This window comes from Niallia sp. Marseille-Q9988 (genome assembly GCF_976954375.1).
This window is the reverse complement of record NZ_CDRJSZ010000003.1, coordinates 125,779-147,939: the sequence shown is the minus strand read 5'-3', so window position 1 is coordinate 147,939 and position 22,161 is coordinate 125,779. Positions and strand designations below refer to the sequence as shown.

At 35.3% G+C, this 22,161-nt stretch carries 21 protein-coding genes; 5 read left to right on the top strand and 16 right to left on the bottom strand.

All coding sequences use genetic code 11. The features are described from left to right. Positions 1–27: 27 nt before the first annotated feature. From ACWNMZ_RS04910 to ACWNMZ_RS04895, 4 genes are read right to left on the bottom strand one after another with little or no spacing between them, the layout of a single operon-like run. Positions 28–1,485 (bottom strand): LlaJI family restriction endonuclease, encoded by a 1,458-nt coding sequence (locus tag ACWNMZ_RS04910; protein ID WP_449598307.1) that lies wholly within the window; start codon positions 1,483–1,485, stop codon positions 28–30. Then, positions 1,485–3,311: a hypothetical protein gene (locus ACWNMZ_RS04905; protein ID WP_449598306.1), complete on the bottom strand. Its 1,827-nt coding sequence runs from the start codon at positions 3,309–3,311 to the stop codon at positions 1,485–1,487. Before ACWNMZ_RS04905 ends, ACWNMZ_RS04910 begins: the two co-directional genes overlap by 1 nt. 1 nt (position 3,312) lies before the next feature. After that, positions 3,313–5,109, bottom strand: a complete 1,797-nt coding sequence (locus ACWNMZ_RS04900; RefSeq protein WP_449598305.1) for a DNA cytosine methyltransferase — start codon at positions 5,107–5,109, stop codon at positions 3,313–3,315. Continuing rightward, the gene (locus tag ACWNMZ_RS04895) at positions 5,084–5,323 is read right to left on the bottom strand and encodes a helix-turn-helix domain-containing protein (protein WP_449598304.1); all 240 of its coding nucleotides are present in this window, start codon (positions 5,321–5,323) and stop codon (positions 5,084–5,086) included. The genes ACWNMZ_RS04900 and ACWNMZ_RS04895 overlap by 26 nt, the downstream gene beginning before the upstream one ends. Positions 5,324–5,717: 394 nt before the next feature. Between ACWNMZ_RS04895 and ACWNMZ_RS04890 the strand changes: the two genes are divergently transcribed. After that, the gene (locus ACWNMZ_RS04890) at positions 5,718–6,218 is read left to right on the top strand and encodes a hypothetical protein (RefSeq protein ID WP_449598303.1); all 501 of its coding nucleotides are present in this window, start codon (positions 5,718–5,720) and stop codon (positions 6,216–6,218) included. Between the two features lie 381 nt (positions 6,219–6,599). Here ACWNMZ_RS04890 and rlmD read toward each other — a convergent pair whose 3' ends face one another. Next, positions 6,600–7,997, bottom strand: coding sequence for a 23S rRNA (uracil(1939)-C(5))-methyltransferase RlmD (gene rlmD / locus ACWNMZ_RS04885; protein ID WP_449598302.1), 1,398 nt, complete (start codon positions 7,995–7,997; stop codon positions 6,600–6,602). Continuing rightward, positions 7,994–8,191, bottom strand: coding sequence for a hypothetical protein (locus ACWNMZ_RS04880; protein ID WP_449598301.1), 198 nt, complete (start codon positions 8,189–8,191; stop codon positions 7,994–7,996). Before ACWNMZ_RS04880 ends, rlmD begins: the two co-directional genes overlap by 4 nt. Positions 8,192–8,265: 74 nt before the next feature. Here ACWNMZ_RS04880 and ACWNMZ_RS04875 point away from each other — a divergent pair, with 74 nt between their 5' ends. After that, positions 8,266–8,406 carry a hypothetical protein gene (locus ACWNMZ_RS04875; protein WP_155986746.1) on the top strand — a complete coding sequence of 47 codons (141 nt, stop codon included), beginning with the start codon at positions 8,266–8,268 and terminating at the stop codon, positions 8,404–8,406. A gap of 125 nt (positions 8,407–8,531) precedes the next feature. Here ACWNMZ_RS04875 and ACWNMZ_RS04870 read toward each other — a convergent pair whose 3' ends face one another. After that, positions 8,532–8,990 (bottom strand): RrF2 family transcriptional regulator, encoded by a 459-nt coding sequence (locus ACWNMZ_RS04870; protein WP_031537450.1) that lies wholly within the window; start codon positions 8,988–8,990, stop codon positions 8,532–8,534. A gap of 170 nt (positions 8,991–9,160) precedes the next feature. Between ACWNMZ_RS04870 and hmpA the strand changes: the two genes are divergently transcribed. After that, positions 9,161–10,369, top strand: coding sequence for an NO-inducible flavohemoprotein (gene hmpA / locus ACWNMZ_RS04865; protein ID WP_031537449.1), 1,209 nt, complete (start codon positions 9,161–9,163; stop codon positions 10,367–10,369). A gap of 87 nt (positions 10,370–10,456) precedes the next feature. Here the strand turns inward: hmpA and ACWNMZ_RS04860 are convergent, their stop codons facing one another. The 6 genes from ACWNMZ_RS04860 to ACWNMZ_RS04835 all read right to left on the bottom strand — a co-directional run bounded on the left by ACWNMZ_RS04860 (position 10,457) and on the right by ACWNMZ_RS04835 (position 15,996). Beyond that, positions 10,457–11,290 (bottom strand): YitT family protein, encoded by an 834-nt coding sequence (locus ACWNMZ_RS04860; RefSeq protein ID WP_048718026.1) that lies wholly within the window; start codon positions 11,288–11,290, stop codon positions 10,457–10,459. A gap of 136 nt (positions 11,291–11,426) precedes the next feature. After that, on the bottom strand, positions 11,427–12,293 hold the full coding sequence (locus tag ACWNMZ_RS04855) for a DNA-3-methyladenine glycosylase family protein (protein ID WP_235248637.1): 867 nt from the start codon (positions 12,291–12,293) through the stop codon (positions 11,427–11,429). A 109-nt stretch (positions 12,294–12,402) separates the two neighbouring features. After that, positions 12,403–13,152, bottom strand: coding sequence for a delta-lactam-biosynthetic de-N-acetylase (pdaA, locus tag ACWNMZ_RS04850; RefSeq protein ID WP_081836630.1), 750 nt, complete (start codon positions 13,150–13,152; stop codon positions 12,403–12,405). 176 nt (positions 13,153–13,328) lie between these two features. After that, on the bottom strand, positions 13,329–14,870 hold the full coding sequence (locus ACWNMZ_RS04845) for a fumarate hydratase (RefSeq protein ID WP_031537443.1): 1,542 nt from the start codon (positions 14,868–14,870) through the stop codon (positions 13,329–13,331). A 189-nt stretch (positions 14,871–15,059) separates the two neighbouring features. Further along, positions 15,060–15,245: an SE1561 family protein gene (locus tag ACWNMZ_RS04840; protein ID WP_031537442.1), complete on the bottom strand. Its 186-nt coding sequence runs from the start codon at positions 15,243–15,245 to the stop codon at positions 15,060–15,062. A 211-nt stretch (positions 15,246–15,456) separates the two neighbouring features. Continuing rightward, complete coding sequence (locus ACWNMZ_RS04835) at positions 15,457–15,996, bottom strand: hypothetical protein (RefSeq protein ID WP_449598300.1); 540 nt, start codon at positions 15,994–15,996, stop codon at positions 15,457–15,459. Positions 15,997–16,302: 306 nt separating this feature from the next. On the opposite strand from ACWNMZ_RS04835, the gene yfkAB reads away from it, so the two are divergent. Next, on the top strand, positions 16,303–17,424 hold the full coding sequence (yfkAB, locus tag ACWNMZ_RS04830; RefSeq protein WP_235248648.1) for a radical SAM/CxCxxxxC motif protein YfkAB: 1,122 nt from the start codon (positions 16,303–16,305) through the stop codon (positions 17,422–17,424). A 210-nt stretch (positions 17,425–17,634) separates the two neighbouring features. On the opposite strand, the gene ACWNMZ_RS04825 is transcribed toward yfkAB, so the two are convergent. The 3 genes from ACWNMZ_RS04825 to cax form a co-directional block, all read right to left on the bottom strand. Next, entirely contained in the window at positions 17,635–18,459 is an 825-nt protein-coding gene (locus tag ACWNMZ_RS04825) for a YfkD famly protein (protein WP_048717963.1), read from the bottom strand. A 98-nt stretch (positions 18,460–18,557) separates the two neighbouring features. After that, a complete protein-coding gene (locus ACWNMZ_RS04820) occupies positions 18,558–19,169 on the bottom strand; it encodes a YczE/YyaS/YitT family protein (protein ID WP_048717961.1) in 612 nt (203 codons plus the stop codon). Between the two features lie 414 nt (positions 19,170–19,583). Continuing rightward, the gene (gene cax / locus ACWNMZ_RS04815) at positions 19,584–20,648 is read right to left on the bottom strand and encodes a calcium/proton exchanger (protein ID WP_048717959.1); all 1,065 of its coding nucleotides are present in this window, start codon (positions 20,646–20,648) and stop codon (positions 19,584–19,586) included. 238 nt (positions 20,649–20,886) lie between these two features. Between cax and ACWNMZ_RS04810 the strand changes: the two genes are divergently transcribed. After that, positions 20,887–22,062, top strand: a complete 1,176-nt coding sequence (locus ACWNMZ_RS04810; RefSeq protein WP_251627698.1) for an MFS transporter — start codon at positions 20,887–20,889, stop codon at positions 22,060–22,062. Positions 22,063–22,161: the final 99 nt, after the last annotated feature.

Here is a 22,161-nt window from a genome sequence, read left to right as displayed (position 1 = left end):
TACCTGCCATACTCCCCCACATCCCCTTTATAAATGAAGTAGCCCTATATCCATTTTTTCATTAGCTAAATAGTGCGAGTACATCAATTCTGCGGGCAACAGTCTTATTTGTATATTCTGTAACCCAAGAGCATCTAACATTTCTATATTGACGTATCCCTTGTCAATAACGCTATGTTGTTCGGTTGGCATCAAAAAGCAGTTCTTCACATCTTGAATCCCGTGGTCATTAACAAACTTTCTATAGGCCAACTGATAGAGATACTGCTTTGTAATATCGCCAATACCGGGTTGTCCCCGTAGTTCTTTTCCTTGCTCAAGTTGAATATTATAATACTTAGCATCAAATATGATGAACTGATGTAAGTTATTCATCTTATGGATCGACACAAGGTCTGGAATGAGGGTTTCCTTGGCTATCTTTTGAAATTCAGAACCATCTTGCTTATAACCATTCCACTTTGGTTTTTCTACTAGTGAAATGAGCAAGTCATTAGGATTGTACCCATTAGTTAAAGAGATTTGGAGTGAGCCGAGTGGGGTCTGTAATTGATTGTCCAGCACTTCCGCACACACCTTTTCCCATACTAGATTAAAACTATTTGTACCAAACATTGTGAAACAATCAATATCCGCAAGGGTGCTACTGTGTGCAACATAGGCATATAACGTCTTCAGTAACAGCTGCTTCCTTGTATTAAACTGCAAATTCAATTCATTTTGTATACGATAAAGTATATAGTCAGTTTCCCCGAAATCATCTAGTTCTTCATCAGAAACTTCAACTGGCAATATGTCAAACAAATCCAGTAAGTCTGCATCTTGTAGTTCTTTTGAGCAAATACTTACAATAGATTCGTGGAGTCGTTTAAAGTAATCGAAATCATCATTAATACGTTTTTGTGTAAACAGTTCCGTGTAATATGGTCGATTATTACTGAGATAAGTAAATGTCTCATTAATTGTCTTGTCCCACAGTATTTCACCAGAACCATTAGTTTCAATTATATCTTGTGTATTCGTATATGCACCGTTTTCGTAGTAGTCATGCATCAAGAAGATCATAACACCCAGTAAGTTGAAAGCACTGCTTTCACTGTTATCATTATACATACGAATGATTTGCTCTTTGGCATTATACCTTTCAAGGACTTTTATGATTTGCTTTAATTCTATTTTGGGAGCAACATTACTTATATATTTCGGATAGCATTTTAAGACGCAACCGGAAACCGTGATAACACCCACAAATGTGAAAACATAAAGAAACTCATTTTCTCCAATCTCAACATCGATTATTTCGATATCTTCATCGATTAGGTCAGTCATGTCCTTCTGCACATCAGTTGCTTTTACAGCTTTCAAGACACCGTATTCCTTCATTTTTTTTATGATAGCGACTGTCTTTTCGGATGTATAATCAAAAATGTTTCGCAAGTTTTCCTGTGTATATCGTTTCTGTTCACGCACAAACCTGGATTTCATTATTTATACTCCTCTGGAGATTCAGCAACTGTCGCTATAGCCCTTGGAAATTTATCTCTAATCTCCTTACAGAAAATTTCCACACCCCGCTTATCAAATTCCTCGCAAATAGAAGAATATTTAGTTGTGTCCATACATCCATCAAATAGAGAGGCTCTTTTCTGTTTTGCAGCGTCATCAAATAAATACATTAGAACTTTACTCTTGAAGGCAGAAATAAATATATTAGTATTAATTTCATTACCCGCATTTGGAACTACAATTTTTCTTGAAAGGAAATAAGGGCCTAATAGCTTATCTTCATTAATTTTATAAGAGGAAAGTGTATTATTGATTGCCTTACGCAGTTCATTCCATTCTATAGCTCGATGATAGACCCCACTACCCATTGAAACAAAATTCCCCTTAATGTCATTCTCATTATGATTTATACCAAGGTAGTCAAAATTCCATCTACGCTTGAAGGCCGTATCCATGGGGAATACTCCTTGGTCAGCACTATTCATAGTTGCCCATATAAACATATTATCTGGTATTTTGATTTCAGAGTACTCTTGTGGCTTACCACCTAATTCTTTTGATAGATATTTTTTAATATCCTCAGATGCTTGAATAGCATATTCACTAACATTATCCTCATCACGGTCTAACAACTGGAATACATCACCAAACACAGCTGCAACATTTGCTCTATTGATTTCTTCAACCATTAACAAATATGGCTTAGGATTATCTGTCTGAGCATTTTTAATTGCTTTAACGTACGTCCTCATAAATGGGCCAGGAACGTATTCATAAGCAATTTCACTAGCAGACCTTTTATTTGATATCAGATTCACATATGGCCTAATCGCTCGACCATGATTTCGTTCAACGCTATTATCACCACTAGCATCAGAGCCATCTTTTTTCTTAGTTTTAAACTTGTCATCATTATATAACCCTAGTAAAAGTGGCAGACGAGTTAAATCGCCATCTTTAAACTTGTCATATAGCAAATCATATTTTTCTTGAGCCGTCTTATCATCCAATAGGACAGATAAAACACCCTTCTCATCTTCGTTTGCAATCAGATCATTTCCTGAATCCAACATCGTAGGCTTGTAAGTTCCCACAAAGTTAGCATACGAATAGTCGGGATGGAAAGTCACACGCTCGTACTCACCTCCATTTTTAAGTAAGGTATCCTTATCTTGATTTAAATCATAACTTTTACCTGTTCCTGGAGCACCAAAGATAATTCTATTATGATGGAAATCAGACTCTATGCCTGTCTTGTAATTAATCTCTTCGTTTTCAACCGGCATGACTTCATCAGAATTCCCCTCTGCATTTGCCACATAATTTACATGGAGCTCAATATTTATTAGTATCCCGTTATCGTCGTCTCTTGAAAAAACAATATCCGTTAGTTTGGGTAATGCAATCTTTCTAAACAAGGTTTTAAAAACAGATTCTTCTGCACGTACGTAGTACCGAGAAGAATCTGTATGCTTAAGTAAAACACAAAAGAAATCATTTTCAGCCATTGCTTGAACTTCATTATAATTGCTGTCCCAAAGTTCCAAATCAACTTCTTTATATTTATGAATTGATTGATAGGAATACTCTATCTTCACTTGTTCCAAGTATTCTAACAAATTATTCTTATCAAATTTATACTTAACATCTTGATTATCAAATGCAAAAAAATCATTATAAAGTTGTTCATTTCGAGTAGGTCCAACGAAAAGTTTTGCCTCACCTGAACCTCTTTCATGAACCAGTTTTAATCTTCTGCTCACAAAACTACTAGGTAAAGCTTTTACAACTATAGGATCATACATCTCATTTTTCCTCCTGAATTAATGTGGGGTAACTATCTATAATTTTCCCCATAATTTCCATTAAAACATCTACAACTATAGAATTACCTGCCTGTTGGTACATCGAAGTATCTGATACAACAATGTCGAAACTATCGCAAAAACCCATCAAACGTAAACATTCTCTAGGTGTCAATTTGCGCAGTCTCCCTTCCGTAGTAACATAATTATCCACACCAGCACGATGCATTTTATGCATAGTAGTTAGTAAAGGTCTAGCTATTTCCAAATCTGTTTGAGGCTTAGAATAGAAACTCTTGGTTCCCGTTGCCATCACATATTTCCGTACTTTTTCCGATAAAAAATATTTTTCCAAATCCTGCATTGTTTTCTCTTTGTCATGGTTTTCTTCGACAAAAACAAAATCGCCATGCCAATTAAACTGTTGATTTTTCTTCTGACATAACTGGACGGTACCATCAATCTGAGTAAAGCGTTTAGTAAGATTTTTATCTTTTGTAACAAAATCAACACCTTTTGTAGGTAAATAATACTTACCTGATACATTATCTAAAAGAAAATCTTGCATAGTTTTTTCTAATTCAATAGGCTCAGGAAACGAAAATTTTTCTTCTAATTTCAAATCATTCCTAAATCCAACCACAAACACTCTTTCACGATTCTGCGGAATACCATAATCTTTTGCATTTAGTACATCCTGATACCAAGTATAATCTAAATCAGCGAAAACTTGTTGCATAGTTTCCCATGTTCTACCATTATCATTGGTAAGTAGGGCTTTTACATTTTCATAAATAAACACTTTAGGCTTGATTTCTTTAACTAATCTAGCATACTCGTAAAACAAAGTACCTCTTGTATCTTCAAGTCCTCTTTGTTTTCCAACTAGACTGAAAGATTGACAGGGGCTACCGCCAACAAATAAATCCACTTGATTCGTATACTGTGTTCCATCAAGAAATGAAACATTCCAATGGAAATCTTTTTCATCAATATCATAATTAGCCATATAACTTTGTTTCACTTTATTTTGACTTTCTTTACCAGCATATAGATTATCAACATATTTTTTCTTCTCTTCATAATCTTCAATGCTATCTAACTCTTTAGTTATATGGAATGTATTAATACGCTCATGCAACATCGAAAGGCTCTCTGCAATTGCTTTTATTCGCTTAAAGACTTTTTTAAATTCCCTTTCCTCTGACACTAGATACAATTTAACTAATTCTTCATATACTGAATGCCAGGATATATTATCCTTACTTTCAAGCAAGACTTCCTGGTCCAATTCTTTCAGCAGTTCTACGGGATTATCTTTTGTAAAATCGCTAATAATTTTTATACCATATCTTATTGCTATAAAAGTTCTATCAACACCAACTCGTTGTTCAAGTTGTTGTAAAAACTGATTGTACTCTTTTAGCCTTGTTTTTTTCACTTTTTCATCTTCGCAAATTCTGAGTAATATTGTCTTTTCTAGTTGAAGAAATGATGTATCAACATGAGTAAAGAGTTCACTTTCTTTATCAAACTTTATAACTACTTTATTATAATCATGAACAAGTTCTTTAACATAATCCTCATCTTCAGAACTTTTTATATTTATTTTTCCTATTGTATCTTTTAGAGAGATTATCTCACGTTCGATACTATTTATGTCTATATCAACAGACTGAGATAATATGTCCACATCGCCGTTATCACATGCAAAAACAATTTTATGGTCTAAATTCATTCTTTCTAATGCATGTTCTATTGCACCAATTCCGCTAAAACTTGTTGCTAATCTTATCATGTTTGTTCTCCTCATTTGTACTAATCTCTACCACATCACCAATATCACATTGGAGCACTTTACATACTTTTACGATGGTCTCGATAGAAACAGTTTCATTTTTCCCCATTTTAGCTATTGCATTGCTACTAATTTTTGCAGCATCTTTAAGTTGAGTTTTATTCATATCTTTATCGATCAATAACTTCCAAAGCTTATTATAATTGACTGCCATTTAACTATCACCTCTCAATTTAAAACAACGGGTACAACGAAAACATATACTCTAGATAATACAATAAATTCTTTATTTTATCAAAAAAATATTTATAGTTATCAAGATTTCATAAATAAAAGTTGATGATAAAAACTAGAGAAAAAGTGCCTGTCTCTCAGTATGTTAAAGCAACACTGCACCGGGGGTCAGCACTTCTCATAGAAGTATAACTTCAATCCTATAGAGTCTATATATAAAAGCATAATAGCCCTTACTAGCATTTATCTGTATTAATTAAATGAACTACTAGGAATCTTATTTTTAATAAAAACAATTTATTTCTCCCATTGATTGTAATCTACTAGAAAATATATAATAAAATGGTTTCTATTTATAAAAGAGGAGAGAGTGTATGTATATAGTTAATGCAGTGGATAGTTTTTGTGATATGAAACTTACTTCAACACGTGGGAATGGCGAAAAAAAATTATATCTTTCTCAAGCCGACTCACTAGATTTTGCTCAAAACTACTTAGGAATAAACATTGCAAATGGAATCAACTTCTACAGCTATAATGACGAAGTACGTGCAAGAACTATAGGTTATAGAGGTTATATTAAAAGGTCTAATTTACAAGATGTATTCAATAGGTCTTCTACGGAATATCTAAACACTTCTAAGTATAGAACTAACTTAAGCGCACTTAGAGCTTCAAATCAAAACTTTCTAAACTCTATGGCCAATACGGCATATTTTCAAATTGATTGTAGTATTTCTCAAGGACGTATTTACATTGGATCACAAGACCCAAATTGGTTTGCAATACCATCATTCTGTATTCCTCGAGAAAGCCAAGTTAGAATTATTAATCTTAATAATTCTAATGAAGTTGAATTTAATATTCTTTATTAATTTTGAAGAGGCTGGAACAGTTTTCAGCAACTAAAAAGACCGAACTATTATTAAAAATGCTAACACTGCGTTCTATAATAGTTCGGCTTTCTGTATTTAGAAAGTAAAAAAGTGAATTGAACTTTCCGCCTTTGGACACAGATAGATTAGTTATATCCACAAACCCCACGAATAATTAAACCAGTTAACTCACCCCATCACCTTAAGGACAGTTGATACATAATTACATCCACTCTATCTCCGCACCCCTACACACATTTTTTCAGTCGATATGTTTCCTCCATAAATAAAAACAAGGATTTTCAAGGTTAAAAACCACTGCCAGTCATCGGGCAGAAAATACTCCAATCTTGAAGAACATTTATTTATAGGCTTATACCTCTATTTTTCAATCAGTGACATCAAGGCAACACATTCAACATGCGCCGTATGCGGAAACATATCCACCGGCTGCAAATACTCTACCTTATAATCCTTGGATAAATAATCAATATCCTTCGCCAAAGTAGATGGGTTACAAGAAACATACACAAACTTCTTCGGTTTAACCTTTTTAATCGCATCTAATAACTTACGATCACAGCCTGTTCTCGGTGGATCGACTACAACCACATCAGGACGCCACCCTTCTTCTACCCACTTCGGCAGCCAGTGTTCTGCTGTTCCTGTTACATAGGTTGCGTTTTCGATACCGTGTTTATCTGCATTTTTTTGTGCATCTGTAATCGCAGCTTCGATCGTATCCATCCCTCGGACTTCGCTTGCGCCATCTGCTAGCCATAAGCCTATTGTTCCAACTCCGCAATACGCATCGGCAATCTTTTCTTTCCCTGTTAAAGCAGCTGCTTTTTTGACTTCATCATACAGCTTTACTGTTTGCATAGGATTCAATTGGAAGAACGCTCTTGCAGACAGCTCGAAGTTTAAATCTCCTAGTGTTTCTTGGATAACCTCTTCCCCACTTAAGTGAATTGTTTTTTCTCCAAAAATAAGGGAAGTTTTGTTGCCGTTTATGTTTTGGACTAATGATTTCACTTCTGGTAATCTTTTTTTGATTTCGGCCATCACTAGTTTTTTTCTTGGCATTTCTTTTTGCGTTGTAATCAGTACAACTTGAACCTCTCCAGATTCAAAGCCAGCACGCGTAACAATCGTACGAACGATTCCCTTTTGCTTGCGTTCGTCATAGATTGAAATTTGGAATTCTTCTAAGATTTTGCGAACTTCTTCTGATACTTTGTTCGTTAACGGATGTTGTACCATGCAATTCTGAATTGGAATTAGACGATGGGAATCAAGTCCGTATAGACCTGCAATGATTGCGCCATTTTTTTGCTGTCCCACTTGGAATTGGCTCTTATTGCGATAGTTCCATGGATCTTCCATTCCGATGGTTGGGCGAATATCTAATTTATCGATTTTCAGCTTTGTATGACGTTCTAATGATTGGATAACGATATCCCTTTTTTCCTGTAGCTGCTGGTCATAGGCTAAATGCTGAAGCTGGCATCCACCGCATTGCTCGTAAATGGGACATGGTGCCTGTACGCGAAAGGGGGAAGATTTTCTTATCTTCTTTACCTTTCCTTCCGAAAACTTAGGCTGAACCTTTGTTGCCTCCACTACTACTTCTTCTCCTGGAAGAGCACCTGGCACAAATACAACCTGTCTTTTAAAATAGCCGACTCCTTCGCCATTTATGCCTAATCGCTTGATTGTTAATGGAAAGGTTTGTCCTACCTTCAACTTTGCCATCGTGTTTTGCTGTTTATCTTTCATCTATAATAACTCCTATTATCTTCTATTAAAAATTTACTATTATCTTTCTTCATTCTGTCTTCTTCATATACTAATGCTTCTGCGATAAAATATCCAGTTTCTATTATGAGTAGATGTTGAAATAAATTCCCATCTAATAGAAAAAATACATTCCTTAGGTAAATAGCACTGCAAATAATTACATGATTTAGCACTGAGTTAATAGTAGGTTAATAATACTTTTGTAGACTAGGGTAGTACGAAAAATTACTTTGTTGAGGTGATTCTTTTGAATTTTAAAAAGTTAACATTTGGAATGATGACCGCTTTACTTTTCACAGGAATGTTAGTTGGCTGTTCTGACCAAAATGATGATCAAACAGAAGATAGGGAAACTGAAACACCAGCAGAGAATGAAACAGAAGAATAAGTAAAGAAATATAAAAAACGCAAAGAAGCTGATTTACCATTCCAGTTTCTTTGCGTTTTCTATTTGGATATTAATTGACTTGATAAATAGAAACGATAGAATACTCAGCAGAATAACACACAAATTCAATCTTCATCTGAACTTGTTTTTTGTTTCATGGCAAAATAGTCTTTTAGCATCACCTGATTTTCCGCTATATCTGCAAGTGTGTATTGGTCCAATACTTTGAAAAATTGTTCTAATGCATTGTTCAGGACATGTTTTAACGAACATACCGGCGTAATCACACATGCATTTTTATCCTCAAAGCATTCAACCAAATAAAAATTCTCTTCCGTTTTGCGAATAAGTTCTCCTATATTGATGTCAGCTGGATCCTTTGCTAAGCGAAAGCCACCGCTTCTGCCTCTAATTGTTTCGATATATCCTAGTTTTCCGAGATTGAAAATAATCTTCATTAAGTGATTTTTTGATATCTGATAAACTTCGGATATTTCTTTTATATTTGTAAGTTTGGACGTTTCTTGTGTTGCCAAATAGATTAATACTCTCAAAGAGTAATCAGAATAATTAGTTAACCGCATAACTCTATCTCCTTTTGTTATTTTTACGGTTTTGATAGTGAAAATGTGAACATTTTGTTAAACATGTTAAAAACAGTGAAAAAGATGTATTTAAAATCTTGCTTTTATGTTGACAGACTTTTATCATAAAAGATGTATTTAAAATATTACTTTAAAAGAAGGTTATAAAAATGCTATCACAAAAAACAATGGAGATTATTAAATCTACTGTACCAGTATTACAAGTCCATGGTACACAAATAACTACTGTTTTCTACAAAAATATGTTTTCGGCTCATCCTGAACTTCTGAATATTTTCAACCATGCTAATCAAGCAAAGGGACGTCAACAAACCGCTCTCGCTAATACCGTATTAGCAGCAGCACAAAATATTGATCGACTCGAGACCATTATACCAGTTGTCAAACAAATCGCCCACAAACACCGCAGTTTAATGATTAAAGCAGAGCATTATCCAATTGTTGGTGAATTTCTATTAAAAGCAATCAAGGAAGTTCTAGGGGATGCTGCTACTGATGAGATTATCCAAGCTTGGGCTGATGCATATGGTGCAATTGCACAAGTATTTATTGATATTGAAAAACAAATGTATGAAGAAAGTGCTACTAAAAGTGGTGGTTGGTCTGATTATAAGGAATTTAAAATTATCAAAAAGGTAAAAGAAAGTGATGTGATTACTTCCTTTTACCTAGCTCCAGCAGACGGAAGCTCTTTACCAGCCTATGAAGCAGGTCAATATATTACAATCCGTTTATCAATTCCTGGAGAGAAATTCTTATTTAATCGCCAATATAGCTTATCAAGTGCAAGTAATAAAGAATATTTCCGAATCTCTGTCAAAAAAGAAGCGTCAGTAGAAAATCCGGATGGAAAAGTATCTAATTATCTACATAGTGATATAAATGTAGATGATACGTTAGAAGTTACTGTACCTGCTGGCGATTTTACGCTAATAAAAGAAGAAAGCCCTATTGTTTTTATCAGTGGTGGTGTTGGTATTACACCATTTATGAGTATGGTAGCAACAATTGCCGAAGAGCAGCCAAATAGAAAGGTAAACTTTATCCATTCTGCAAGAAACGGCGCTATCCAAGCATTTAATGAGGAGTTAATCAGTATAAAAGATAGAATCACTAACTTCCAGCTTTCTTATATTTACGAAAATCCAACAGAGAAGGATAAATTAAATCCTTTCTTTAAGAAGGCTGGCTACATTGACTCAGAATGGCTAAAAGAAAGTGCAATCGTTGCAGAAGGGGATTACTATGTTTGTGGACCAGTTCCATTTTTACAGACAGTAGTAAAAGGCTTGAAAGACAATGGTATCGATGATGCGCATATTCATTATGAATTCTTTGGACCATCATTAAAATTATAAGCTAGTTCATATAAAAGCGAATGTGTTTTAATTAAAAACGCAAAAAAGGAAAGCCGAGTTTTTTTCACAACTAGCTTTCCTTTTCTATTAATGAATATCCCGTTTTTTAAAGTTTCCGCCCTTTACTTCTGAAACATCGTAAATAGCGACAAACGCTTTAGGATCTAATTCATGTATTATTTCCTTCATTTTTCTTTCTTCCATGCGGCTGACTACACAGGTGATTTCTTTAAATTGTTCGTTAGAATATCCGCCTTCCGCAAGCGTATAGGTAGCACTACGTCCTAAGCGATCACGAATCGTTTCTACCATTATTTCCGGCTCTTCTGTAATAATTTTAAATGTCTTTGATCCACTTAAACCTTCTTCTACAATATGGATTACTTTAGAGGCAATGAAGTATGCGATAGCGGATAAAATAGCTCCTTGGAGGCCAAATACCGTAGACACGAAAATAAAAACAAACATATTTAAAAATAAGATTAAATCACTTGTTCCAAATGGTAATTTTCTTGAAAGCAATACAGCTAACATATCAATTCCATCTAATGCCCCACCGTTACGTAAGGCTAAACCCATTCCAAAACCAATGATAATCCCACCAACAACCGTTATCAGAAGGGTATCTCCTTCAATTATTGTTGGAACATGATGCATTAAACTTGTACTGACAGCTAAAGATAGTATGCCGATAACGGAATATACAGCAAAACTTTTCCCTATCTGTTTATATCCTAAAAATATAAAGGGAATATTTAATATTCCAATTAAAATCCCGAGGGGAAATCCAGTTAACTGAGAACCAACGATACTTAAACCTGTAACTCCTCCATCAGAGACTGCATTTGGAATAAGGACTGCTTCTAGTCCATACCCTGTGATAATTCCACCAATTATCACTAATAGTGCTCGTGAAGCCATAAGAAGCTTCTTTTGTTTTTTCTGTGTTTTCTTCTGCAATTTACTTTCCTCGTTTCAAACTATTTAAATAATCAGCTTATTTAGCTTATATTTTACCATAATTACTATTATTAAACGACTAAAGGAAATTCACTCCCTATTCAATACTTCTCCACAAATAAAGGGAAGCATAGCTTAAATATGGATGCCATTTTGGAAGCATTGCCTCCATTTCCTCTTTTGTTGGTTTTTGTTCTAATTTTAAGAGTTTCTTGATGGCATTTTGAATACCGATATCTGCTAGGGGAAAAAGATTATTTCTCCCTAAACCAAATAGCAATACATTCTGAATTGTCCATTGACCAATACCCCGATAACGTAGGAGTTCTGCCATAATTTCTTCATCCGACTTTTCATATAGGCTGTCTATATGTAAATTACCCTTCTGAATTTCTTTTGATAGATCTATAATATACGCTGCTTTTCTCGTACTAAATTGAAGGGCTCGCAACTCTTCCACCGTCAATTTTGCCACCGTTTCAGGCAATGGATAAAACCAAACACCATTTTTTTCAATCCCATAAGCAGTAACAAATCTTTGTGTTAAAGTAAATGCGAATTTAAGGTTTAATTGTTGATGAATGATACATTTCACAAGACTATTATATGGGTGAAAATCCAACACAATTGGCGTGCCATAATGTGTTTCAAAAATTTGCTTTAAATTTGTTTTTTGAAAATGTTCATGAATGGCATGCAAGGATAAATCCCACCTGAAAATTCTACAGATTTCCTTCTTAATGAGCTCATGTATGGATGTGTCCACCTCATCAAGCTCTACCAGAAAGGTTGGGTTATCCGTTGTTCCAGTTGCTTGTACTTTCACTACAATCGGTTTTTTATGTATACGAATTGGTACTTTGACCCATCTTTCTTCCTTGTTCAGGACATGCAATGGGTCCAATGCTAGCCGACTTAATACCAAATCAAAATTATATGGTCCTGGAATGTTAATTGTATGCAAATAGCATCACCTGTTCTCATTTTACTTTTATTATAGCATAATTAGAGGTGTACAAATCCATTGAAAAGCCCAAATGGAGGGGAGCTCTATTCGGGCGGGGAAACACTATTTAATGGAATATTCCTTCATCCATTTCTCTTTTCATTGTTAAATCATCTAAGCTTTTAAACGTATAGCCTCTTTTTTTCAAGTCCTTAATTGCTTGTTCCAATGCATCTGCATTATCTTTCGAGACAGTATGAAGCAATAAAATACAGCCCGGATGAACTTGTTTCATAATATTATCATAGCTATATTGCCAGCCTTTTTGCTGATCTGTCTTCCAATCCACAAAAGCAAGGGACCAGAATACTTGCGTGTAGCCAAGTTCTTTCGCAAGCTTTAATGTTCTCTCACTAAAAATCCCACGGGGAGGTCGTAAATAGGTCATCCCTTTTTTCCCTGTTAGTGCCTCTGTCTCTGTTACCACTGATTCAAGCTCCTGTTTTAGCTTTTCATCACTTACTTGTGTAAAATCTGGGTGATGGTAAGAATGGTTGCCAATAATATGTCCTTCTGCTGCCATTCTTTTTACAAGATCAGGAGCACTTTTCAAATAATGACCTGTTACAAAAAAGGTTGCTGGCACTTTTTCCTTTTTTAATATATCTAGTATCTTACCTGTATAACCATTTTCATAACCATTATCAAAGGTTAAGTAAAGTACCTTCTTTTCGCTTGTATCTTTATAGTAAGCACCATATTTTTCAAGTAATTCATCTAATTCCTTTCCCGCTTCTGCCGGCTGCTCATTTACCCCTTTTTTAAATCCCCAGCTTAGCGGTTTATTGGATACATTCGCTAAAACAGGAAGTGACATGAAACAAAGAGCAGAAAAGAAAATAAACGTTTTGATGGCCAATTTCAATGAAATTCCTCCTTTGCCTTACATTCCTTTTGTTATTTTCTGTAGGCTGGAGGAATTCATTCTTGGTAATAAAAAACAACGAAATGGTAGAGAAAAAACGGCTAATATACAGCAGTTTTTCTCAAAATTTATTTATATACACGCTCTTTAAATTGTGCTAATTTTTCTAAGGAAGACATTTCAATATCTTTATGCAGTGAATTGCCATGGGCATCCATAGTAACTACGGCTTTAAATCCTTCTACCTTTAAATGCCACATTGCTTCTGGTATGCCAAATTGCATAAGATCTACCCCTTCTACTGACTTGATGCAATCTGCATAGTATTGAGCCGCTCCTCCAATGGCATTTAAATAGACGCCGCCATGTTCTTCTAACGCCTTTAATGTTTTTGCCCCCATACCGCCTTTTCCGATAACGGCTCGTATGCCAAATTTTTTCATGATGTCCCCTTGATAAGGCTCTTCTCGAATACTCGTTGTCGGTCCAGCTGCTTTAACCTGCCAATTTCCATCCTTATCTTTTAGCATTACTGGTCCACAATGGTATATAATTTGCCCATTTAAATCAATTGGCGCATCATTTGTACTTAAATACTTATGAATAGCATCTCTGCCTGTATACATCATGCCCGTAATTTCAACTACGTCTCCAACTTTCAATTGACGGATAGCCTCTTCACTGATTGGTGCCTGGAGTGTAATAACTTCCTCTGTAGCAGCTGCTTCATCCTGCTCATCAGCTTCTGCCTTAAAGTTAATTTTATCCCCTTCTTGGTATTGCCATTCCTTGATTTCACCTGTATCAGGACTTACAGAAATCGCTAATCTGCGGAATGCCCAGCAATTATAAGCAACAGATACAAAGAAACTTGCAGGAATCCGGTTCATCACACCAATTTTACAGCCTAAAAGTGTTGTTTCCCCGCCAAATCCCATTGTACCTATTCCTAATTTATTGGCATTTTCCATTATATAGTCTTCAAGTTCTGCTAATTCTGGGATATCGTTTGTATCATCTACCGAGCGAAAAAGCTGCTCCTTCGCTAAATCATAGCCAGCAGAGCGGTCTCCACCAATTCCCACACCAATGAAACCAGCACTGCATCCTTGCCCTTGTGCCTGATAAACTGAATGTAGAATACATTTACGGATTCCGTCTAAATCGCGTCCGGCTCGACCTAAACCTTCTAATTCACTAGGAAGACTGTATTGAATATTTTTATTTTCACAGCCGCCACCTTTTAAAATTAAACGAATATCGATATAATCCTTTTCCCATTGTTCAAATTTAATGACAGGTGTACCTGCCCCTAAATTATTTCCACTATTCTCCCCTGTAAGAGAATCAACAGAATTCGGTCTAAGCTTACCATTTTTTGTGGCAAGTTCCATGCTTTCGTAAATAGCTGCTTTTATTTCCAGCTGATTGACAGCAATTGGTGTCTTAATTTTAAAAGTTGGCAACCCTGTATCCTGGCATATAGGTGAGACTTCCTTATCTGCCATACCAATGTTTTGCGTAATCGTTGCTAAGCTCATCGCAGAACGCGTTCCAGCATTTTCTGACGCTGTAGCTTTCGCAATTGCCCGTCGTACATCTTTCGGAAGATTGGTCGATGTTTCTACAATTAAATCGTAAATGCTCTTCTTAAGATTTTCAAAATACATGCTTCTCCCCCTCATTTGAAAAATGCAAGGAATCCTTGCAAATTTTATTATTGCATTCAAATAACTCCCTATTAAAAATTATACTCTTCTCTCCTTCGTTAGAGAAGTGATTTGCAATCGTTTACAGAAATATCCCAAAAATCTCTATTAAAAATGCTTGGATGAATTTTTCACCCAAGCAGCTCTTTATTACATATCTCTATGTTTAAATTCATTACATTTCGATTCAATTTCGTCTATCATTTCAATTAAACGATCAATATCTTCTAATTCTGCTTCTTCTGGATCAATCGCATCTAGTACATCCATAAACATATTTAATCTTGTCTTTAAAAAAGTAACTTGCTCATTTTTATCATTAATAGAACTCCCCAATGTATTCTCTCCTTTCAAAACTTCCTAATAATCGTATCGAATTTTCTCCAATTCGGCAACCTTCCTTATTATAGCTTTACACATGTGTTATCTTTTTACCCCCTTATTCCATTGTTTTACTAGTTGACTGCAATTGAAATAACGACTAAAAGGAGCATCTAGCAATACAATCTAGATGCTCCTTTCCCCATATACGCTATTCCATGTTGCCTTATGAAAGTACCGTATCTGTTTTCATCACTTCTCTATCTGCTGTAGCAGGAAGCTGTGGCTTTTCTTCTAAATCGGATGATTCAATAATTTGATCTTTTGTCATGATGATTTTTTTTGTAATCCGTTTATACTGGTTCATTGTTTGAAAATAAAGCTGTTTGAAATCATCTGAAATCTCTTTTAAATCCTTTGATCGTTCTTTTAAGGTAGATTGAATCTGCTTGTACAATCCTTGGGTCTCTGTCGCAATTTCCTTTATTGTATCAGCAGAAATACTCATTCTATCCTTACAATTACTCTTGAACTCATCAGGATTTTCTTTATAGCTTTGAACAAAACGAGTGCCTGTGTCCTTAACATGTTCTACCTTCTGGATTGTTCTTCTTCTTGTGGCTGGATCAATAAGAGAAACCGTGACACCAATGACACTTCCAATTACTAAGCCTGTTACTATTTTATTTCCTTGCTTTGTTGCATTAGACATATCATCCATCTCCCTTCTTCTCATTATTTGTTTCTTTTCCCCTACAAGCATCATTTAAAACAGCTGTTTTCTAAAAGATTTCAATAGGAAAAAAGAATTAGTTGAAAAAAATTAGCAGCCGAAATACGCGTAGTCTCCTATGGAATATACGCAAGCCCCATGGAAGGCGAAGTGTTTTTCGGCGGCGAGCGATAGCAACAAACTTTTCAATAAAAGCCTAAAACAAAAACATTTGACAGATAGGATTTTTCCTTTAATAATGACAAGGGGCCATTTCGTGGCATGATAATGATAAAAATTGCATTCTATACCTTAATTGTACATAGATATAGTTTAACTATTCTTTTAAAGGAGCTTAAAATGATTACAGAAAAAAATATAATTACTCCAAGCATTGACCCTTGGGAAGCTTATATGGATATGGAACAGCATGGAAAATTAACTTTATCCAATATTGAATTCACCACAACCACCTTATGTAATATGCGCTGTGAACATTGCGCTGTTGGTTATACGCTCCAGCCCAAAGATCCGAATGCCTTGCCAATTGATTTATTGTTGAAAAAACTGGATGAAATTCCTCATTTGCGCTCTCTTAGTATTACAGGCGGAGAACCAATGATGAGTAGAAAATCTGTGGAAAATTATGTCGTGCCGCTTTTTAAATATGCACACAGTCGCGGCGTAAAGACACAGTTAAATTCCAATCTAACACTAGGACTTGATCGTTATGTACCAGTAATTCCTTACTTAGATGTATTGCATATCTCCCACAACTGGGGAACAGAAGGGGAATTTGCAGAACGCGGCTTTGCCATGATGGCACGAAAACCAACGTATGAGCAAAGAGGCAAACTATTTAACAACATTATTACAAACAGTAGAGCATTAGTAGAAGCAGGAGTCGTAGTTTCTGCAGAGACGATGCTTAATAAACGTACCCTCCCTTATTTAGAAGATATCCACCGACAAATTGTCGAAGAAATGAAATGTCAAAGGCACGAGATTCACCCAATGTACCCATCAGATTTTGCTTCTGCTCTAGAAACTTTGTCTTTAGATGAAATTAGAGACAGCATCAACCATCTTTTAGATATTCGTGATGAAAATGTGTGGATGCTATTTGGTACACTTCCATTTTATCCTTGTAACAAGAAGGAAGAAGACTTACAGCTCTTAAATCGCCTTTATTCTAGCAAAAATGTTACGGTTCGCAATGATCCAGACGGACGTTCTCGCTTAAATGTAAATATTTTTACCGGCGACGTTATTGTGACAGACTTCGGCGATACGCCAGCACTTGGAAATATCCAACAAGATAATTTAGAGGATATTTTTCAAAAATGGCTGTCTACTGATTTAGCCAGCTCATTAAATTGCCATTGCCCTGCTGTCAAATGCCTCGGTCCAAACGTACTTGTAAAAAATAGCTATTATCAAGATGTTGATTTTACTACGAGAAAAGCATTAATTAGTAGATAAAGGAAATCAGTGCTCATTTTTGAAAGAATGGGCACTTTTTTAATTAGTTTTGAGTATGTAACAGCTTTTTGAAAACTACTCTCTGCTCTTCCTGTTGCTTTTTTGGCGTTCTTCCTCCATCAAAACTACTTCCCCCCCACCATTCATTCCAAAATCTCCCCCCCCATAAAAAAAGACTGACAACCAATAGTCAGCCTTTCCTTTCCCTATTTATTTCGGTCTTTCGCTCGCCAAAAATCCAAAGGAAACATGATCCTGTACTGGAATCCATGCACCAATTCCTTGAGAAGTTACATTCTTAACGACTATTGATTTCTTGCTTCCTTTAAGCATGATATAAACTTCTCCATATGTCACTTTCCCTTTTTCATTGACAGCAGGAGCATATCCATATAAATATCCCAGTCTTTTAGGAGGAATATTATAAACTTGATCCTTCTTAGTCCCTGTACCAATTACTGTTTCAAAAGCAAGAGATAATCCTGAATTCTGTGTTGCTTTCACAAGCATCATTTTCTTTACTTGCTCCGCATTAGGCACCTTGGCAGTTAATCCACCTCTTATTGTTTTCTGTGATTCTTGTACATAATGGATTTGATATGGGGACTTGCCACCACGGTTATCGTAAAAATTAGTATTTATTTTTTGATACTCCCAATTCGGTGCTGTCTCTGTTGATTCATAGTTAAGGGGCCATTGTCCTAAATATACAATCGCTTTATAGCCGAGAGCAAATGGCGTACTATTCACCGTGGACTCATTCAGCATCCGGATTAAATCTGGATTGTCGATTTTCACCTTAGAAGAATTAATAAGTTTTTGCGTTAATTCACTAGGCTGTAGCTTAGGCACATCCTGAGTCGGATTAGGATACGTATTTTCCTTTGTTATATTCATAACAGAATTGGGTATGGTAATAATTTTGGATTTCGATAGACTTTCCTCTTTTTCTTTCTCTTTTGCTTTTTCCGCATAAGTTAACATTGGAAGCATTAAGAAAAAAGATAAAAGCACAATCATAATTTTCTTATACATAGCAAGTGAACTCCCTTCAAATAATCATCCATAACTATGATTATTTTTTTCGGAGTTCGCCTAGATTATCCATTATTACATTATTTTTTTTCTAACTTCTATTTCACTACAAATTTCCCTGTTAATTTTGAGCAATAATGATGGAAAAATTGGATGGAAGGACCGAGTCCAAAAGCAATAATGAGGGTACCAAGTCCAATTGGGCCATTTACTAAAAAGGCTAACAATAACGCAAGTATTTCTCCAATTAACTTGGCTGTCATAAGATTTACGCCAAATCTTTCTTGAATAGTAACCATAAAATGATCGATTGGATTTAATGGAAATTCCGATTGTAAATAGAGAGCTATGCCTAAACCAATAATAATTAATCCTGTAATAAGTAAAAGTAATTGGCTCGCAAATATAAAATAATGAAGCTGATTGACGAGATGTGCCATCCAGAAATCAACAAAAAAACCTAAAATAAATACCGTTGCAAGTGATAATAAATTGGGCTTTTTGCGTAAAAGAAAAGCATTAACGAATATAAGGACGATTCCTACAATAACAATCCAGCTTCCTATAGTAAGTCCCACTAGATGAGATAGTCCTACATTGAGTGCATCCCAAGGACCTGCTCCTAGGTTTGCCTTAATAGTCAACGTAGCCCCAAATGCTAATATAAAAAGCCCACCAACATAGATAGTGCTTCGAAAAAACCATGACATTCCCCTTTTTACTCCTTCCTCATACATGCTTTTATCGTTACTTTCATACATATGCATAAGAAATAAGAAACTTGTCCAAAATTCGCAAAATAAAATAATCAGAATATTTACATTTCTCTATTTTCACGGTATAATAAAGGCATCAAATAAAAGGAGGGTAGCTATTAGGATCGCTTGTATTTTAGTAAAGGAGGAAAATAAAAACCTTTGAATATTCATCAATCAGAATTTTATTCAACAATAAAAGGAAAAGAGGTTGGTGATCCGATGGAAGCGACATGATAGATTCCCTATACATCATTTAAATCTACAAATACTTAAAAAAGACTAATATGTATAAATAAGAGGTGAAATTTACACAAGAAAGCCTAGCTGCTGTAAAGAAAGCGGCTAGGCCTCGTTATTTCTCCTACTTTAAAGCAAATAAAATCCTATTCCCATAATCGCATAAGCAGCTAATAATGTTGCTCCCTCAAACCAGTTCGTTTCTCCGTCATTCGAAATACTCACCATTAATAACACCGCTGTTACCATACTAATAAGTTCTGGCAGGGTAAATACTAGTGACATTCCGCTCGGGAAAAATAAAGAGATCAGCACTAATAATGGAGCAACAAACATGGCAATTTGCAGCGTCGATCCTATTGCGATTTCCACAGCAATATCCATTTTGTTCTTATAAGCCATTACAACCGCTGAAGCATGTTCTGCTGCATTTCCAACGATAGCAACAATGATAATTCCGATAAATAACTCTGACCATCCAAAGGACTCTGCTACTACTTCAAAGGTATGTACTAAGTTTTCGGACACATAAGCAACAGCAAGTGTTGCGATTGCTAAAATGGTGATGCTTTTTTTCACAGACCATTCTGGAGTTTCCTCATGACCATGCTCCGTTTCACCATTCTTTTCAACTTGATAAACTCCACGATGGGTTACAAGTTTAAAGAATAATGCACCTAAATATAATAAAATCAAAATAATAGCTATTCCAATACTCAAAGAAAGTGTTTTTCCTTCATTCATATTCATCGTAAATACTTCTGGAATAACAAATGCAACGATTACCGCAAAAATTAATAGACCAGAATTGTGACGAGCGTCAAAAACGTTAAATTGCTGTCTCTTATACTTTAATCCCCCGATAAAGAAGGACAAGCCTGCTACAAGCAATAAATTCCCTAAAACGGATCCAGTTAAGGATGCCAACACTACTTCTGTTAAACCTTCACGTAATGCAAATATAGCAATGATTAATTCTACTGCATTACCAAAGGTTGCATTTAATAATCCGCCAATTCGAGGACCAGCAACAATCGCTAAGCTTTCTGTCGCTCTTCCCATAAAACTAGATAAAGCAATAATTGTAAGACAGTAAATAACAAACATAACAATGCTTGACCAATGGAGTAACGTACCAATAATCGATAATGGAACCCCAATAAAAGCTGCAATCGTAAATATTTTATTAACCATTTTTTCGCTTCCTTTCTTCTATCACTTTCATATAATTTCCCATCTAACTGGTGGCTAAACTTATTATACAGCTACTTTGCCCAAATATAACCAATTCTCTTGAAAATGTTTCTTCCTTTCTTTTCGCAATTACCTTTCTTATTCCCCAAAAAAAATCTATTGCAATCCTGTTCAATCCCATTTAACATCTTTTAGGGAGACTAAATATTAACAACAGGTAAATCATGGGGAGAATAATATGAACAGTAAAAAATTTGCAGTACTAATTAGCATTGTCAGTATTTCTGGATTTAGTCAAGGAATGCTGCTTCCATTAATAGCAGTCATTTTTGAAAATGATGGTCTTTCTTCTAGTTTAAATGGCTTAAATGCAGTGGGACTCTATATAGGGATTCTTCTGATTTCTCCGTTTATGGAATATCCATTGCGTAAATATGGCTATAAACCTGTAATTGTTTTCGGCGGCTTGATTGTCATCCTTTCATTAGCCCTTTTTCCACTATGGAAGGCCTTTTGGTTTTGGTTCCTCCTTCGTTTATGTATCGGAATTGGTGATCACGCCCTTCATTTCGCTACACAAACATGGATAACGACTGCGTCACCTAAAGAAAAACGGGGACGAAATATTTCTCTATATGGGGTTTTCTTTGGTATTGGATTCGCAGTGGGACCATTATTAACACCATTAATCAAAATTAATGAATCCCTACCTTTCATTCTTTCATCCATTATGTGCTTTATCGCTTGGATCTTTATTTTATGGATTAAAAATGATTTTCCAGAGCAAACGGTAGAAACTAATTCCTTTATCGATACGATGAAACGCTTTTCCAGTGCTATGAAGTATGCTTGGATCGCCTTTCTTCCACCGCTTGCCTATGGATTTTTGGAATCAAGCTTAAATTCAAGTTTTCCAGTGTATGGTTTGAGAATCGAATTAACAGTTGTCCAAATTTCCTTTTTACTTACTGCCTTTTCCATCGGTGCAATAGTCTTTCAGCTTCCTTTAGGAATGATTAGCGATAAGTTCGGCAGAAGACAGACACTTATAACCATTTTATTTATCGGCACTGTCTGCTTTTCTTTTGCCAGCGTCCTGGAGACTTATTTAATCGGGTTAATTATCTGTCTTTTCCTTGCTGGAATGTCAGTTGGGTCTACCTTCTCTTTAGGAATTAGCTATATGACTGACTTAGTTCCATCCAATCTACTACCTACTGGAAATCTTCTATGTGGTATGGCCTTTAGTGTCGGTAGTTTAATTGGCCCTTATTTAGGAGGAGTATTTATTCAATATTTCCAGCATATTAGCTATTTTGTAGTGATAGCTACCATCTTAATAGCTGTTTGCTTGGTCATTTTTATCTTTGGAAAAAAAGAAAGAAAAAACCATCGTTTGGCAGAAGCAAAATGATGTTCAGCACATACAATATGTGGTAGTATAAACACATACACTAAATATCAAAAAATTATTTCTATTTGTTTTTTCTGCTGTCACCTTTTTAGGTGGCAG